The sequence below is a fragment of the Maribacter cobaltidurans genome, from assembly GCF_002269385.1.
Classification (GTDB): Bacteria; Bacteroidota; Bacteroidia; order Flavobacteriales; family Flavobacteriaceae; genus Maribacter; species Maribacter cobaltidurans.
In genome coordinates, this window is record NZ_CP022957.1 from 782,958 (window position 1) to 800,212 (window position 17,255).

The window sequence follows — 17,255 nt, forward strand, 5'->3', positions numbered from 1 at the left end:
ATTATATTGATTGCTATTATTCCTAACGTCCTAGGCCGCTCATCATTTGCATCATTTTTTTACCGCCACCTCCTTGCATCATTTTCATCATTTTGCTCATCTGGTCGAACTGTTTGAGTAATTGATTAACCTCCTGTACCTCCCTGCCGCTACCTTTGGCAATTCGCTTTTTCCTACTGGCATTTAACTTGGAAGGGTTAGACCTTTCATCTGGTGTCATAGAATAAATAATGGCCTCAATATGTTTAAAGGCATCATCATCTATATCCAGACCCTTTAGGGCTTTACCTGCACCAGGTATCATTCCCATAAGGTCCTTCATATTACCCATTTTCTTAATCTGCTGAATTTGGCTTAAGAAATCATCAAAACCGAATTTATTTTTGGCTATTTTCTTCTGAATCTTTCTGGCTTCCTCCTCATCGAATTGTTCCTGGGCCCTTTCTACCAAGGACACCACATCTCCCATCCCAAGGATACGGTCCGCCATACGGGAAGGATAGAAAATATCGATAGCCTCCATCTTCTCGCCCGTACCGATAAATTTAATCGGCTTGTTTACCACCGATTTAATGGAAATTGCCGCACCACCGCGCGTATCACCGTCCAATTTGGTTAGGATGACACCATCAAAATTTAAAACATCATTAAAGGCTTTTGCCGTATTTACCGCATCCTGACCTGTCATTGAATCCACAACAAATAAGGTCTCCTGTGGATTGATAGCCTTATGGATATCCGATATTTCGTTCATCATCTTCTCATCCACGGCCAAACGACCCGCGGTATCGATGATGACCACATTGTTTCCATCCGCTTTTGCCTTTGCAATACCCGCCTTGGCAATGGCTACCGGGTCGTTGTTTTCCCTATCCGAATACACGGGAACATTTATTTGCTCTCCAACCACATGAAGCTGGTCTATTGCCGCAGGACGGTACACATCACATGCAACCAACAATGGGTTCTTTGATTTTTTGGTCTTTAAGAAGTTCGCCAATTTTCCGGAAAAAGTTGTTTTACCGGACCCTTGTAGACCGGACATTAAAATAACCGATGGGTTACCCGATAGGTTTATACCCTCGGACTCACCGCCCATTAATTCCGTTAGCTCGTCCTTGACAATTTTGACCATGAGCTGCCCGGGCTGCAACGTAGTCAAAACGTTTTGCCCCAAGGCCTTTTCCTTTACCCTATTGGTAAATTCCTTGGCAATCTTAAAATTGACATCCGCATCCAAAAGGGCCCTACGCACCTCTTTGGTGGTCTCCGCAACATTGATTTCCGTGATTTGCCCGTGACCTTTGAGTACATGAAGAGCTTTATCTAACTTATCGCTTAAATTATCAAACATTCTTTTCCTATTTAAAAGGAATACAAATTTAAGAATATCATTGCTAAACGGGCATAAACACCACTAAAATCTATCAAACAAAAAGAGCATCCAAAACATGGATGCTCTTAGCGCTGGGATGTGGGGCAAAAAAGGTATTACATTTTCATCATTATCGTTCAATTGTATAATTTGACCTAGAATACCCGTTCATTAAAGGGCTATTATTAGACAATACACGATTGAAACTTAAATCTAATCTATATTAATGCTCATTTGGTAAATTATCCCAGAAACAACCTCCATCAACACCACCAACGAGGCCCAACTCTTTACTGCTGGCGGTGTATTTTTGGACGTTATATCATTAAATATTATATTTTTTCGAAGACAAGGCGGTCAACACTTCCATCACCACCACTAACATGCTTTAATTCTATTCTTGTACTACTGAAGGAAACAATTTCCCAGTCCTCTGAAATTTCAGCAAATTTGGCCGGTGATGAAAAAAAGATGTTAAAGTCAACATCGTCATCTGAACTGCTGTCATCATCGCCACTGTTAGATTCTGAGGTTATGGACCATGCACCGGAAACGGAAGTTTCACCATCCTCCGCATTTAATTCACCGGATGCGACAAAAACAAAACTGAATCCGGAAAAGTCAGAGGTTTTATCAATTCCATCCTCTTCAAAAAGTGCCACTAACCAAGTACCCGTTGATACCGTAGATTTTACTTCTTCCACATTTTCCACACTACCCATGTTATCCGAATCATCGGACGTTTCGCAAGAAATAAACAAGAAGCTTGCCATAGCGACAAACGCAAAACCGAATAATTTTAATCCCCTCATCTTTTTAATTTTTAAGTGTTATAAAAAAAAGAGTCTATCGGGGGCTTCCCGATAGACTCGCAAACTTTTTATTTTTCAAGAACCAAAACGCTCACGGTACCATCACCGCTAACATCCTTTAGCTCCAATCTTCCTTCAACTATGGATACATAATCCCAATCCTCAGTAAGTTCCAGAAATGGTGCATTGTCACCGAAATTAAGGTACACCTTAAGTTGACCGTCTTTATTCCTTAAAACTCTCCAAAGTCCATTGGCATAAGTAGTTCCTCCTTCTTTAAGTTCTATTTGATTTTCGACCATGAATGCTGTACTATACCCCATAAAACTTTCGGTCTTATCCATATCTCCTTCTACATAGGAGGCTACAACCCAATCACCGCCCATCATATAGTTCCTGATTTCCAATACATCTGCATCACCGGCATTGTCCTCACAAACACGTTGTAAAACAAGTTCATAGTCAATTTCATCAACCTCAAACTTTAATCGGCTTTCTGTAAGTTCACGAACGGGCCATTCAAAACTTACTCCTGGCTCATCACCCATAGTGATGGACATTGCAAGTTGCTGTTGCATGTTCAAGCCAATTTCCCAAGTACCTTCTGAAGTATTGACCCCGTTACTCAAGGTAATTACACCTTCGGGCATAAATTTGAACTCATAGCCCAATAGACGGTCTATTTCCTCGCCTTGGTTTTTTACCTTTTTAATGACCCAAGCACATTCCTTTAAGATATTACGTAAATTATCAGCGGTATATCCAGCCCCATCCTCTTCACAATATCTTCTCATCCTAATACGGTTTCTTTCTCCATTATAGAATTTAATGATGCCTTCTTCCGTTTTGTAAATGGTCCATTCCATACTGAAGTCGGTCAATGCTTCCAAATTCATAGTAATCATCGCTCCATTATCGCCCATAGAGGAAGTCCATGTTCCATTGGCCTCAAAACCCGTTCTATTAGTAACTACCACGGAACCATCTTCCTTAAAGTTGATGAAGTAATCCAGATACTGTGGGCTTTGGTCGACATCATCCCTTATCACTTCCAAAACGTGCCATGGACATGAAACCAAATAACCATCCAATTCTTCTTCGGTGAAATCATCATCATTATAATCATTATCATCATCTTCGTCACAGGCATCCTTAGCATTTCGAATATTCATTGCCAATTCCTCATTGCTGTTCACCTCAATTTTAGAACCATCGTACAATTCCAACATAATGGGAAAATCAAAGCTTACAAGCTCATTGTCTTCCAGGCCTTTAAAGAACAATCTAAGCTCCATATCACTTTTAACCATTACTTCTCCTGTTTGCTCTAGATTGATGTCAAATGTGTACAAGGTCATGGGATATACAAAATCTATACATTCAATATCATCATCCTCACCGCCTTCTTTACACTGTTCCCTTAAAGCTTTAAGGTCTTCAAATCCATTAATAGTAATTTCAGTAAAGTCTCCGGAAGTTATAGTGATAGGAAATAGAATTTCCAGGAAATCCTCATCATCATCAACCTCGTCAAAAATCTCCTCAATCAATTTTAAATCCTCCCTGGAATTGATGGTCAATTCCAATCCATTTACCTCAACGGTATAAGGGAATTTAACATCGTAGCAACTAGTGCCATCTACAATATTATCAAAAGAACCATCCCTAGCCGTGGTATTCTGTATTAAAATACCTGTAGAGGAACTGGCAGTAATAGCAGTCTGGTCCTCGCCAGTACTTATCTCTTCAAACTCATCTTGACATGAGGTAAAGCTCAATGCCATCACAAATATGCCTAGGTAAGCAAAATTTAAAATCTTTTTCATAACGATTTGGTATTATTTGTTTATTCGGTCTTAAAACAATTCACATTTAAAAAACCCTACCTACATTTTTATTTTTTTTAAAATATCTTTGAAAAAAACAGGACATTGAAAGCAAACGACCATCAAGATGTATGCAAGGAAAGTACGTACAGTGCTTTGTTCAATGCCAATTCAAAAACGGTTTTCAACTATATATATTACAAGTTTGGCAATGAAGAGAAGGCCCATGACGCCGTACAGGAAGCTTTTGTAAAACTTTGGGAGAACTGCGCCAAAGTTACTCCTGAAAAAGCCAAGTCCTATTTATATACCGTAGCCAATAATTTGTATTTAAATGTAATAAAGGCCGAAAAGGTGCGTCTTAAATATGCCGATAAATTGCTCAAGACCACTAACGAGTCTCCTGAATTCCTTATGGAAGAAAATGAGTTTAAGGCGAAATTGGATAACGCTTTGAATAACTTACCGGACAATCAACGATCAACCTTTCTATTGAATAGGATCGATGGTAAAAAATATGCTGAAATTGCTGAAATGGAGGGGGTAAGTGTAAAGGCCATTGAGAAAAGGATGCATTTGGCCTTAAAATCCCTAAGAGAAAAAATTGATGGAATTTAGATTTGGTTGATGGTTGATGGTTGATGGTTAATGGTTAATGGTTAATGGTTAATGGTTAATGGTTAATGGTTAAAGAAATTAAAATAACCATTTCAACATGCATAAGACAAAAAGTAATAGTTTCTGTTAAAAGGCTAATAAAACAATTGTGGTATTGGAAGAGCAATTACTAAAAACTAACAACTTATAACTATCAACTAAAAAAGTAGGGTTTTTTTCTAGATAGTTGTTAAAGAGGTATAAAGCTAAAAGACATGCAAGAAAATTACTTGGCAAAATGGCTTAACAACGAGCTCACGGAAGATGAGCTTACTGAGTTTAAAAAGTCCGAAGAGTATGCTACCTATCAAAAGATAGTAGATGTTACGTCAGGGTCAGAGGCCCCAGAATTTGATATGACCAAAGCTTGGGATAACTTACAGTCTAGAAGAGCCAAAGAAACCCCTAAAGTTATCACACTCTCCCCTTTCAAAGCCTTTCTAAGGGTGGCGGCAGTCATCGCCGTATTGCTTACTGGTGCTTATTTTTATCTGAATACACAGGACGAAACCATAAGGACACAGTTGGCGGAGAATAGGGAAATTACATTGCCGGACAATTCCGAAATAGTACTTAACGCAGAATCTAAATTGTCCTTTAACGAAAAGAACTGGGATTCCAAAAGAGCTATCAATTTAGAAGGAGAGGCTTACTTTAAAGTAGCAAAGGGCAAGAAATTTACGGTTACAACCACACTGGGAACAGTTACGGTCCTAGGAACCCAATTCAACGTGGAGAACAGGAATGGCTTTTTTGAAGTTACCTGTTATGAAGGCTTGGTAAGTGTTGCCTATAATGGTGAAGAATTTAAACTTCCGGCAGGAAATTCGGCGGTCGCTATTAATGGAAGCCTAAGCAAATCCAAAGTGGAAATAAACGGACAACCTTCTTGGATAAACAAAGAAAGTTCCTTTAAGAGCATCCCCTTAAAATATGTTTTGGCAGAATTGCAACGTCAATATAATTTGGAAGTAACCCTAGAGGGTATTGATGAAAATCAACTATTTACCGGCACCTTTAGCAATACCAATTTGGATTTGGCGCTAAAAAGTATAAGCACACCTCTTCAAATTAATTATAAATTTGAGGGCAATAAAGTGCTGTTCTATGAGGAAAGCGCACCTTAAATCGCTTACATTCCAACTTGTAATACTTTTTCTATTTTTCCCCGGAAATAATGGATTTGGCCAAGATACATCCCAAACAAAAATTCCAGTTATCGATTTACTTCAGGAACTGGAAGATAAATTCGAGGTTAAGTTCTCTTTTGTCGATGCTGATTTAGAAGGTTTACAAATATCCAAGCCAACGGTTGATGGTTTACAAGCTTCCATTGACCATATAATTGGGAAAACACCATTGCAAATTGAAAGACTCAATGACCGATACTATTCGGTAGTGTTAAGAAATACCATTTCTATTTGCGGTACCGTATTGGACAACTTTGAAAATAACTCAATACCTGGGGCTACCGTACGAATCCTAGATTCTGATAAGGCCGCGGTTACCAATATAGACGGTCAATTTAGTTTTGAAGAGGTACCTAGAACCGCTGTTGTCCAAATTAGCCATTTAGGTTTTAAAACCTATTTTATTTCTGCCGAAGAATTATCTATAAGTGCTCCTTGCTTCGAGATAGCCTTGGCCCTCAGCTACCAGGAACTTGAAGAGGTAGTGGTCTATAAATTTCTAACGGATGGTCTGGCAAAATTTTCCGATGGTAGCATTCAAATGAATACTGCGGAATTCGGAATTCTGCCTGGCCTCATAGAACCTGACATTCTGCAATCTGCGCAATCCTTGCCCGGAATCAAGAGTGTGGACGAAACCGTCTCCGACATAAATATCCGTGGAGGCACCAACGACCAAAATTTAATTTTATGGGATGGCATTAAAATGTATCAGTCCGGACACTTTTTTGGACTTATTTCAGCCTTCAACCCGTATCTAACCGACAAAATTACCATCATAAAGAATGGAACCAGTTCGGTCTACGGGGACGGTGTTAGTGGCGTCATGGACATGCGCACAAAAAATGACATCCAAAACTCTACCTTCGGCGGGGCGGGGTTCAACCTAATCAGTGGGGATATGTACGGACAAATTCCATTGTCCGAAAATTTGGCCTTACAGTTCTCTGGAAGAAGATCCCTAACGGATTTTCTACAAACGCCAACCTATACCACTTTTTCAGAAAAGGCCTTTCAGGATAGTGAAGTAAGGACCGACAACGATTTCTATTTTTACGACTTTACTGGAAAGTTGTTGTACGATTTAAACCCATATCATAAAGTTAGGTTGAGCCTTATCCATATCAACAACGACCTTGACAATATAACAACTAGTAACGATGGTGATGAGGTCACCGAAAGTTCCTTGGACCAAATCAACATTTCTTTCGGTGGAAGCCTTGAAAGTGAATGGACAGATAACTTTTATACCCAGGCAAACGTCTATTATACCCAATACCGGCTCACGGCCTTTAGTATTACCGAAAGTGCTTCACGGCAATTGTATCAAAACAATCTGGTAAAGGAATCCAGTGCAAAACTCAATACTATTTACAAAGTAATACCCACCTTGCAATGGACGAACGGCTACCAATTCACAGAAACAGGCATCGAAAATATTACAAGACTGAACCAGCCCTTTTTTGAAAGCAATATAAAAGGGGTTATTAGGTCACATAGCCTTTATTCGGAAATACAGTATGAGACAGAAGACAAAAATCTTTTTGCCCAATTTGGGGGAAGACTAAATTATATTTCCAACATCAATACTTTTGACCAGGTACTGGTCGAACCCAGATTAAGTATCTCCTATGAGTTTGCCACCAATTTTAAATTGGAGGTCTTGGGCGAATTCAAGAGCCAATACACCAATCAAATTATTGATCTGGAACAAAACTTTTTAGGCCTGGAAAAAAGAAGGTGGACCTTGGCAGATGAAAACAATTTACCTGTAGTTAAAAGTAAACAGGGGTCATTGGGCCTCAATTATGATGAAAACAGATTGTATGTTGGGGTTGAGGCATTTTATAAAAATGTAACAGGCATCAATGTGAATACCCAGGGGTTTCAGAATCAAAACCAATTTAATGGGGAAATCGGCGAATATTTGGTAAAGGGTGTGGAGTTCCTGATCAACAAAAAAACAAATGATTATAGTGCTTGGTTCAGTTATGCCTATAATGATAACAACTATACCTTTAACACCATATCACCCCCCAACTTTCCCAACAACCTGGAACTGGAACACTCCTTCACCTTGGCCGGGAATTACAATTACAATAATTTCAAGGTTGGTATAGGACTCAATTACAGGTCGGGTAAACCATATACGAAACCCGATTCCAATACTCCTTTAGATACTTCTGTTTTTCCCATTGAAATAAACTATGAGTCACCCAATAGCAGTAGCTTACCCGAATATTTTAGAGCCGATGCTTCCGCGACCTATGATTTTAATTTAAACAAGAAGGTAAAAGCTTCAGTAGGTGCTTCGGTCCTAAACTTTACTGACAGGAAAAATGTACTCAACACCTATTACAGGCTCAATGATGACAATAAGGTTGAAACTGTTCAGCGCATATCACTAGGCGTAACACCCAATGCAAGTTTCCGCATTAGTTTTTGATACCATCCGGTAATTTATAAAAGCCCATATTTAGCATAAATTGAAGGGTTTTATATAGTTCGGGAAAGTGGTGTTTGAAATCAGTGGGTGTTTCCACAAAACTTTCCACGGCTACCGCAAAAAATTCATGGGAATTGGCTCTTCCATACTCCCTAAAATATTTGTTATCTGCCCATTGGGCAATAAATTTCGGATTCTTAAGAAGTCTCTTCATACGCGCCATTCCAATCATAAACAGGAAAGACCGCGTATTCAATTTGTTGACCACGTTAAAACTCAATGCATGTGCAAACTCGTGCACGGCCAAGTTTAAACTGTCGTTCGGAATTCTAAATCCCTCCCGCAAATGTTCCGCGGAGAGAACCAAGGTCTTAAATGATGGATTATATTCCCCATAATGGTGCTGTTTCGAAATACGGGAATAGTACGCTGTTGGATAAATAAGAATTCTTTTTATGGACAGTATCAAAAAATCGGCCATACCCAAGGTAAGCATGGCAGCAGTGGCGGAAAGCAAAAGTTTTATTTCCTCTTGGTCTTTTACCTCATTATGAAATATGATTTTCTTTCTTTGCCTAAAGCGCGTCACCTTTTTTCGAACCTTTTCTTTAAACGCGTGTTCAAAGTAAGGTAAAAAGGTAGGTTCAGTGCAATGAGTCTTTTTTCACTATCTGAAAGTGTTGGGATTCTTTCAAACGGATTTAAAAAGAAAAGGTCTAGGGTATAATAGATGACATATAGTAGATATACGAAAAAGGAAATCAACAAAAAAAAGGTCGCAATCTTAATCAGGATTTCCATCTTAGTATTTCAAAATCCTACATCCTTTCCGGAACTTCTATACCCAGCAATTTGAACGCCGTTTTAATGGTATCGCCCACTTTTCTGGAGAGCTGCACCCTAAATACTTTCTTTTGCTCATCAGCTTCACCAAGTATGGAAACCTGCTGATAGAAAGAATTGAATTCCTTCACCAATTCATAGGTATAATTGGCAATCAAGGCCGGACTGTAATTTTCAGCCGCCAATTGAATGGTCTCGGGAAACAACTGTATTTGCTTCAGAAGTTCCTTTTCTTTTATGTGAAGCTCTGAAATTTGTACGGTCGCCTCAATATTTACATGGGTCTCTTCCGCCTTTCTTAAAATAGACTGGATCCGGGCATAGGTATATTGAATAAAGGGACCTGTATTCCCTTGAAAATCCACCGACTCCTCGGGGTCAAACAAAATTCGCTTCTTTGGGTCTACCTTTAGTATGTAATACTTAAGTGCCCCAAGTCCTATCATTTTGTAGAGCTCATTTCGTTCGGCCTCAGAATAACCTTCCAATTTTCCCAATTCCTTGGAAATATTCTCCGCAGTTTGGGTCATATCGGCCATCAAATCATCAGCATCCACAACGGTTCCTTCCCTACTCTTCATCTTTCCGCTAGGCAAGTCCACCATTCCGTAGCTTAAGTGATATAACTTTTCGGCCCAAGAAAACCCGAGCTTTTTCAGGATAAGAAATAGCACCTTAAAATGGTAGTCCTGTTCGTTACCCACGGTATAGACCATTCCGTTAATATCCGGAAAATCCTTTACGCGTTGTATTGCCGTTCCTATATCTTGGGTCATATACACTGCAGTTCCGTCTGACCGCAACACGATTTTTTCGTCAAGCCCTTCATCCGTTAGGTCTATCCAAACACTGCCGTCTTCCTTTTTGAAGAAAACACCTTTATCCAGTCCTTCCGCTACCACATCCTTACCCAATAAATAGGTATCACTTTCGTAATAATAGGTATCAAAATCTACTCCTAAGTTTTTATAGGTGGTATCAAAACCATCATAGACCCAACCGTTCATTTTCTTCCAAAGGGCTACGACCTCCTCATCACCGGCTTCCCATTTTTGAAGCATTTTTTGAGCTTCCAATAGAATAGGGGCTTCCTTTTCCGCCGCTTTTTTATCCACTCCCTTTTCAATGAGCTGGGCAATTTCTTCTTTGTAAGCCTGGTCAAAAGCAACATAATAGTTTCCTACCAACTTATCCCCTTTGATTCCTGTACTTTCGGGTGTTTCACCCTGCCCAAATCGTTGCCATGCCAACATACTCTTGCAGATATGGATACCTCGGTCATTAATAATTTGGGTCTTATACACTTTTTTACCGGACGCTTTTAATATTTCGGCCACGGAATATCCCAAGAGGTTGTTTCGAATATGACCTAAATGCAACGGCTTATTGGTATTGGGCGAAGAATATTCAACCATAATAGCCTCGTTTGAAGCTGGAACAAGTCCAAAATTGGCATCCTCCTTTACTTCATTAAAAAAGTTTAGATAATAGCTATCTGAAATAACAATATTCAAAAATCCTTTGACCACATTAAAACCGGCAACCTCCTCAACTTCGGTCTCCAAATAGGATCCTATTTGTTGCCCAATTTGTACCGGGCTCCCCTTTACCTGTTTGAGCATGGGAAAAACGACCACGGTAATATCCCCTTCAAAATCCTTTCGGGTGGGCTGAAATTCCACCGATTCCAATGTCACACCATAGTGGGACGAGATTGCCTCCTTGACCTTCGCCTCTAAAACTACTTGAATATTCATCTGCTAGGATTTAAGGCTGCAAAACTAAGCATTTTTTGCCCTTTTAAGGCGGATCTATAGTCATTACCCCTTCTTTTCTGTAACTTTAGTAAACGCCTAAAAGGAGCTTATGATATTGAACGTATCCTATAACAACAAATCGATTACGAAAAAAATAGATGAAGAGGTGGGTAAACCTTTTACACTCAGAGAACGTTGGGCCATGGGAGGTATCGGTTCGCCAAAACTAATCATTACGGATGCAAGTATCGAGATTAGAAATTTGCTCATTTTGGATAATAATAGGGATACCTGCAATATTGAAATGAGGCCCAAAGGTGTAATTTTAAGGTTTAGGTCATTATTGGAAACCTTCGCTCTTATTGTCCCCTATTACAAACTTACATTGTATAAGGGCGAATCCTCTGTTTACTCAGTATATAGGGATCACTATTTTGTTAAGGTGGCATCTGACACCAAGGCTGTTCAGAAATTTTTTAAAAAATTACTGGCACATAAAGCCGATAATATACCAACATCCCTGGAAGATTTATGAATATGTCCCCAGTTATATTCCTAAAAATTAATTTAAATATTTTGAAATCATGAAAATCCTACTCACGGGTGCCAATGGATATATAGGTATGCGCCTATTACCCCAATTGCTGGCGAATGGCCATGACGTTGTCTGTGCCGTCAGAGATTCGGATAGGTTTTCAGTCGATGAAGAAATAAGGGACCAAATCGAGATTGTTGAAATCGATTTTCTTGAAAATGTAAAACCAAATCTACTTCCCAAAAATTTGGATGTTGCCTATTTTCTAATACATTCCATGAGTTCGTCCACAAAGGATTTTGACGAAAAGGAAGCTACTACGGCCAAGAATTTTAACTCCTACGTAGCGTCCACAAATATCAAACAAGTCATTTACCTAAGTGGCATTGTTAATGATGAAAAATTATCAAAACACTTAAGTTCGCGTAAAAATGTGGAGTCCATCCTTGGCGAGGGTCCATTTTCCCTTACGGTTCTACGTGCTGGAATCATCGTAGGTTCTGGAAGCTCCTCGTTTGAGATTATTAGAGATCTTTGTGAAAAACTGCCTATAATGATTACCCCGAAATGGGTTTTGACAAAGACACATCCCATTGCGATCAGGGACGTCATTTCCTTTCTAATCGGTGTTCTGGGGAATGAAAAGACCTTTGATGACTCTTTTGATATATCTGGCCCGGACGTGCTCACCTATAAAGAGATGCTGCATCAATATGCAGAGGTTAGAGGTTTTAAAAACTGGATATTTACTGTACCTGTAATGACTCCAAAATTATCATCCTATTGGCTCTATTTTGTCACCTCCACATCCTATAAATTAGCACTAAACCTTGTGGACAGCATGAAAATCGAAGTTATAGCCAGAGACGATAAACTAGCCAAACTACTCAAAATCAATACACATTCATACAAGGAGGCCATTGAAATGGCCTTTAAAAAGATAGAGCAAAACTTGGTTGTAAGCAGTTGGAAGGACAGTATGGTCAGTGGGCGTTTCAACAAAAGTTTGGAAAAATACATACAGGTTCCCAAATACGGGGTGCTGAAGGACGAACAGACCCTTAAAATAGAAGACCCAAAAAAGGTGATGGAGAATATCTGGAAAATAGGCGGTAATCATGGTTGGTATTATGGGAATAGCCTTTGGAAAATAAGAGGTTTTTTGGATAAACTCATCGGAGGTGTGGGACTAAGAAGGGGAAGAACCCATCCGGATAAAATCTATCCCGGAGATTCCTTGGACTTTTGGCGTGTTCTCCTAGCGGATAAAAAGAAAAAAAGATTGCTTTTGTTCGCCGAAATGAAGTTACCTGGTGAGGCTTGGCTAGAGTTCAAGATAGATAAGGACAATATCTTACATCAAACGGCTACATTTAGACCTCGAGGACTAAAGGGACGTTTGTACTGGTACAGTCTCATCCCTTTTCATTATTTTATTTTTGGGGGAATGATTAGGAACATCGGTAAATCCTAAGCCAGAAATATTACGAATTTTCACTTAACTCCTTAATTATTAGGATATTTTGTCCAAATTTGTTTGAAGAGGCATTTCCCTCAAGCGTTTACCGGTTAGCCTAAAAACGGCATTGGCTATTGCCGCTCCAATGGGCCCCAAGGGAGGCTCGCCTACTGCTCCAGGGTAATCCGTTCCCTGTAGTAGCACTACATCTATTTCCTTTGGCGCATGTTTCATCAATGCCATTTTATAAGGACCATAAATGGTAGGGGTAAGTTCACCGTTCTCTACCTCCATTTTTTCAAAAACGGAAGCACTCAGGCCCATAATTATTGCGCCTTCACATTGGGCCTTTACTTGATCTGGATTGACTGCCAATCCTGGATCCATGGCACAGGTCACCTTGTGAACCTTTATCACATTATTTTCAACCGAAACCTCGGCAATCTCCGCACAAGGGGTATTGACATCCGTCGACACCGCAAAACCCATTGCTCTGCCATCAATTATTTGGTCCTTGTATCCCGCTTTATCAGCTACGGCCTCGATAACCTCCTTAAGCCGTCTACCTTTTTCATCCCCCTGAATTTGGGACAATCTAAATTCTACCGGGTTTATCCCAGCTTTAATGGCCAACTCGTCCATAAAACTTTCAATGGCAAACGTATTCGCCAACAATCCCAGACTACGCCACCAACTTGTAGCAAAGGGTAATTTTACCCTCCAGGAAATGGCCCTAAAATTGGGTATGGCCCCATACTGTATCAATCCCCCTCTCCATGCACCCAGGTCTGCTCCCAGTATAGGCTCCGCAATCTGTGGCACCATAGGAGACCCAAAGGCAACATCACCACTGGAAACATTGTGTTCCATTGCTTCGATTTTTCCTTCACTAGAGAGTTTCGCTTTTAAAATATGGTGGGTAGGTGGCCTAAACGTATCATTTTGAAATTCCTCCTTCCGAGTAAAAAAACACTTTACGGGTCTTTCAACTGCTTTTGACAGAACGGCCGCCTGTATAGCATTGGGGGTATGCAGCCGCCTACCGAACCCTCCCCCTAAAAAAGTAGGGATAATATTTACCTTGTCCCGTTCTAGATTTAAACGTTCAGCTACCTCATTTCGGGTTATGGCCACTACTTGGGTAGAAATCATTATGGTAGCTTTATCCTTCTCTACATGGGCTACTGCGCCACAGGGTTCCATTTGGGCATGGGCACCTATGGGAGACCAATATTCCGACGTAATTAGATTTTCTCCATCTTCCAAAATTTCTTCGGCATTGCCAACTTTCTGTATGACGTAAGGCATTCCCTTTCCAACGGTAACCATTTCCTTAATATCTTCCGTATTCAGCTCTCTTTGGCCCTCCCATTGCACCTCAATTTGGGATTTGGCATTTTCAGCTTGAATCATGGATTGTGCAACGACTCCAACAAAATCCTTTTCTACGACTACCTTTACCACACCCGGCATTTTCTCAGCCTTTGAAACATCTGCCCCGATAAATTTAGCCCCAATCGTGGAAGAGCGAACTACAGCTCCGTATAACATATTCGGCATGGTAGCATCCATACCAAAAATTGGCGCCCCAAATACCTTATCCACCAAATCCACACGCGCAATCGGTTTTCCAATATATTTATATTCCGAAAACGGTTTTAGTTCTGGGGTATCCGGGATATCCCATTCAGAAACCCCTGTTGTAACCTCGGCATAGGTCATACTTTTATTGGCGCCGGAAACTATACCATTTGAAAGTTTTAGAGTGGCTACATCTTCTTGCATTTTTCTCGCAGCTTCTATCCTTATCATTTCTCGCATGGTGGCAGCCAACTCGCGCAGGGGTACCCATAATGCGGAAACCGAAGTACTGCCCCCGGTGGCAAATGAATCCATATTTCCAGAGGAAGATTCTGCATGTACCACGTTAATCTGGTTCATATCTATTTCCAGCTCATCTGCTGCCATTTGTGCCAGGCTGGTAAAAGTCCCTTGTCCCATTTCCACTTTTGGACTATGCAATACAACCTTATTATCCTTTGTGATTTCAAACCAAATTATGGGATTGTCCGTATTTCCTTGATAGGGTGTCTCTACCGTATTGATGACCTTGACAATTTTTCTTCGAATAGGATTTCTGAACAAGTAAGTACCTACTGCCAAAACGCCAATAGTTCCAATGCTTCCCCGGATTAAAAATTTACGCCTCGATACTTTTTTCTTACCTGTCATACCTTATTGTTTTCAACCTCTTTATCGGTTTCTTGCTGACTAAGTTCAGACGCTCTATGAATAGCCTTTCTCATCCTATAATACGTGGCGCAGCGACAAACATTTATTATATTCCTATCAATATCATCATCTGTAGGATTTGGAATGTTTTTTAACAGAGCTACGGTAGCCATCATAAATCCAGGCTGACAATACCCACACTGTGGGACTACTTCCTCTATCCATGCCTGCTGAACGGGATGCGGATTTTCTTTGGTACCCAACCCTTCTATCGTGGTAACTTCTTTTCCTTCGGCAAACTTTACCGCAAAGGAACATGATCTAACACTCTTCCCGTCGACCAATAAGGTACAAGCCCCGCAGGCTGCCTTTCCACATCCAAATTTTGTTCCCTTTAGGTCTAAAACATCCCTTAAAACCCATAACAATGGTGTTTCAGGATCAACTTCAATCGGATAAAGCTCCCCGTTTACTTTTAAAGATATTTCCATAGATAAAATGATTTATTCCGAAGGAATTATTGCTCCATTCCCAAACCAACGAATCACGGCCTCCTTGAACCTTTCCTTTGAAACTGGTGGTAGTGTTCTCTCCTTTCCATTGGCATCCACTCCAGGGTCCCATGCCCATAAAACCAATTCGTCCTCAGTCAAATGCGTAATCAATTCCTCGTGTGTTTTACCTCCATTGCTCGCTTTATCAAGTAACTTCTTGGCAATTTCAATTCGTGAAAGACCTTCCCAACCCATGGACGCAGGAGCCAATGACCAATGAGGAGCACCAGGTACCCCAGAACATGAGTTATTCTCGGATTGATGGCAGGTCGTGCAGCTTGTGGCCTCAAACCCCTTATCGTCCTCACCCCGTTTCATTCCAAAATAATGTGGATGGGCATTATCCCCTTGCTTGGGTACATTATTGCTTGGATGGCAATTAAGACACCTTTGATGCGTCAAAACATCCATTATTCTGTCAAAATCCTCATGTTCTACAGTATAGGTTTCCTCTTGGACATCAAGTGAATGTTCAAATGTGTTAGGTCTATTTTTCGCCGTCACCGAAAAAACTAATAAAAGAACACCAATAATAACGGCCAACCCAATAGTAGTTCTCAACATAAACTCTTTTTAAAGAATTTAGAAGTTACGAATCTTTATCTGATTTGGAAAGAAACCGGAAAAACCTAAATTATCCTTTGGGTAGAAATACTTCCGCCATCATACAGCGCGCGCTACCACCACCACACGCTTCAATGGTATCCAGCGGACTGTGGACAATTTTACACCTTTTTTGGATTAAAGCGATTTGGGAATCGTCCAAACTTTTAAACGCCGCGGAACTCATTACCAGAAGTCTTTTTTCATCCTTCCCTAAAACCTCCAACATGTTCCCTGCAAAATTATGCATCTGTTGCTCGCTAATCGCAATGATTTCCTTACCATCGTTTCTCAGATTGTCCATCACAAGTTTGCGTTCCTTTTTATCATCGATGCTGTCCAAACAAATAACCGCTAAATCCTCCCCTAGGGCCATCATCACATTGGTATGGTATATGGGCAAGCGCTTACCATCTACCGACTGATTAGCGGTGAAAATAACCGGCATAAAATCAAAATCCTCACAGAATTCTATAAACAATTCTTCAGCCGCTCTTTCCGATAAAGCACAATATGCCTTTTGATTTACGCGGTCCAAAATTATACTGCCGGTACCTTCAAGAAACAAACCCTCCTCTTCCGCAGCTGTATAATCCATGATATTTTTTATCAGAAACCCTTGTTCCTCCAATATTTCCAAAATATCCTCTCGCCGTTCGTTCCTTCTATTTTCTGCAAACATAGGGTATACACCAACCGTACCGTTGGCATGAAAGGAAATCCAGTTGTTTGGAAATATACTATCTGGTGTATCCGGAACCTCAGTATCATTCACCACGATGACATTAACTCCTGCAGATTTCAATTTAGTTACAAAAGCATCAAACTCTCCCTGCGCCTTTAGGTTGATTTGGTTGTTCTTCTCATCCAAGTCCTCCATAAAATAATTGTTCACGGCCGTTTGTTCGTTCATACGAAAATTCACAGGCCGAATCATCAATATGGTATTGGTAATCTGCATCATAA

14 protein-coding genes are annotated in these 17,255 nt (G+C 40.2%); 5 read left to right on the top strand and 9 right to left on the bottom strand.

What is annotated here, in order from left to right; genetic code table 11:
* Positions 1-22: 22 nt before the first annotated feature.
* The 3 genes from ffh to CJ263_RS03385 form a co-directional block, all read right to left on the bottom strand.
* Entirely contained in the window at positions 23-1,354 is a 1,332-nt protein-coding gene (gene ffh / locus CJ263_RS03375) for a signal recognition particle protein (RefSeq protein WP_094995969.1), read from the bottom strand.
* Between the two features lie 353 nt (positions 1,355-1,707).
* Complete coding sequence (locus CJ263_RS03380) at positions 1,708-2,187, bottom strand: hypothetical protein (protein WP_094995970.1); 480 nt, start codon at positions 2,185-2,187, stop codon at positions 1,708-1,710.
* A gap of 68 nt (positions 2,188-2,255) precedes the next feature.
* Positions 2,256-4,013: a hypothetical protein gene (locus CJ263_RS03385; protein ID WP_094995971.1), complete on the bottom strand. Its 1,758-nt coding sequence runs from the start codon at positions 4,011-4,013 to the stop codon at positions 2,256-2,258.
* Positions 4,014-4,118: 105 nt separating this feature from the next.
* Here CJ263_RS03385 and CJ263_RS03390 point away from each other — a divergent pair, with 105 nt between their 5' ends.
* The 3 genes from CJ263_RS03390 to CJ263_RS03400 all read left to right on the top strand — a co-directional run bounded on the left by CJ263_RS03390 (position 4,119) and on the right by CJ263_RS03400 (position 8,306).
* The gene (locus CJ263_RS03390) at positions 4,119-4,631 is read left to right on the top strand and encodes an RNA polymerase sigma factor (RefSeq protein ID WP_094995972.1); all 513 of its coding nucleotides are present in this window, start codon (positions 4,119-4,121) and stop codon (positions 4,629-4,631) included.
* A 254-nt stretch (positions 4,632-4,885) separates the two neighbouring features.
* Positions 4,886-5,797, top strand: a complete 912-nt coding sequence (locus CJ263_RS03395; RefSeq protein ID WP_094995973.1) for a FecR family protein — start codon at positions 4,886-4,888, stop codon at positions 5,795-5,797.
* Positions 5,778-8,306 (top strand): TonB-dependent receptor, encoded by a 2,529-nt coding sequence (locus tag CJ263_RS03400; protein WP_094995974.1) that lies wholly within the window; start codon positions 5,778-5,780, stop codon positions 8,304-8,306. Before CJ263_RS03395 ends, CJ263_RS03400 begins: the two co-directional genes overlap by 20 nt.
* On the opposite strand, the gene CJ263_RS03405 is transcribed toward CJ263_RS03400, so the two are convergent.
* Positions 8,296-8,895, bottom strand: coding sequence for a zinc-dependent peptidase (locus CJ263_RS03405; protein WP_094995975.1), 600 nt, complete (start codon positions 8,893-8,895; stop codon positions 8,296-8,298). The two genes, CJ263_RS03400 and CJ263_RS03405, sit on opposite strands and share 11 nt — an antisense overlap.
* A 229-nt stretch (positions 8,896-9,124) precedes the next feature.
* Positions 9,125-10,906 carry an arginine--tRNA ligase gene (gene argS, locus CJ263_RS03415; protein WP_094995977.1) on the bottom strand — a complete coding sequence of 594 codons (1,782 nt, stop codon included), beginning with the start codon at positions 10,904-10,906 and terminating at the stop codon, positions 9,125-9,127.
* A 109-nt stretch (positions 10,907-11,015) separates the two neighbouring features.
* On the opposite strand from argS, the gene CJ263_RS03420 reads away from it, so the two are divergent.
* Complete coding sequence (locus tag CJ263_RS03420) at positions 11,016-11,441, top strand: hypothetical protein (RefSeq protein ID WP_094995978.1); 426 nt, start codon at positions 11,016-11,018, stop codon at positions 11,439-11,441.
* A 49-nt stretch (positions 11,442-11,490) separates the two neighbouring features.
* Positions 11,491-12,915, top strand: a complete 1,425-nt coding sequence (locus CJ263_RS03425) for an SDR family oxidoreductase (RefSeq protein WP_094995979.1) — start codon at positions 11,491-11,493, stop codon at positions 12,913-12,915.
* Positions 12,916-12,954: 39 nt separating this feature from the next.
* Here the strand turns inward: CJ263_RS03425 and CJ263_RS03430 are convergent, their stop codons facing one another.
* The 4 genes from CJ263_RS03430 to ctlX form a co-directional block, all read right to left on the bottom strand.
* Complete coding sequence (locus tag CJ263_RS03430) at positions 12,955-15,132, bottom strand: xanthine dehydrogenase family protein molybdopterin-binding subunit (RefSeq protein ID WP_094995980.1); 2,178 nt, start codon at positions 15,130-15,132, stop codon at positions 12,955-12,957.
* Entirely contained in the window at positions 15,129-15,623 is a 495-nt protein-coding gene (locus CJ263_RS03435) for a (2Fe-2S)-binding protein (protein ID WP_094995981.1), read from the bottom strand. The genes CJ263_RS03430 and CJ263_RS03435 overlap by 4 nt, the downstream gene beginning before the upstream one ends.
* Before the next feature lie 12 nt (positions 15,624-15,635).
* Complete coding sequence (locus tag CJ263_RS03440) at positions 15,636-16,250, bottom strand: hypothetical protein (RefSeq protein WP_094995982.1); 615 nt, start codon at positions 16,248-16,250, stop codon at positions 15,636-15,638.
* A 70-nt stretch (positions 16,251-16,320) separates the two neighbouring features.
* On the bottom strand, positions 16,321-17,253 hold the full coding sequence (ctlX, locus tag CJ263_RS03445) for a citrulline utilization hydrolase CtlX (protein WP_188669405.1): 933 nt from the start codon (positions 17,251-17,253) through the stop codon (positions 16,321-16,323).
* Between the last annotated feature and the right edge of the window lie 2 nt (positions 17,254-17,255).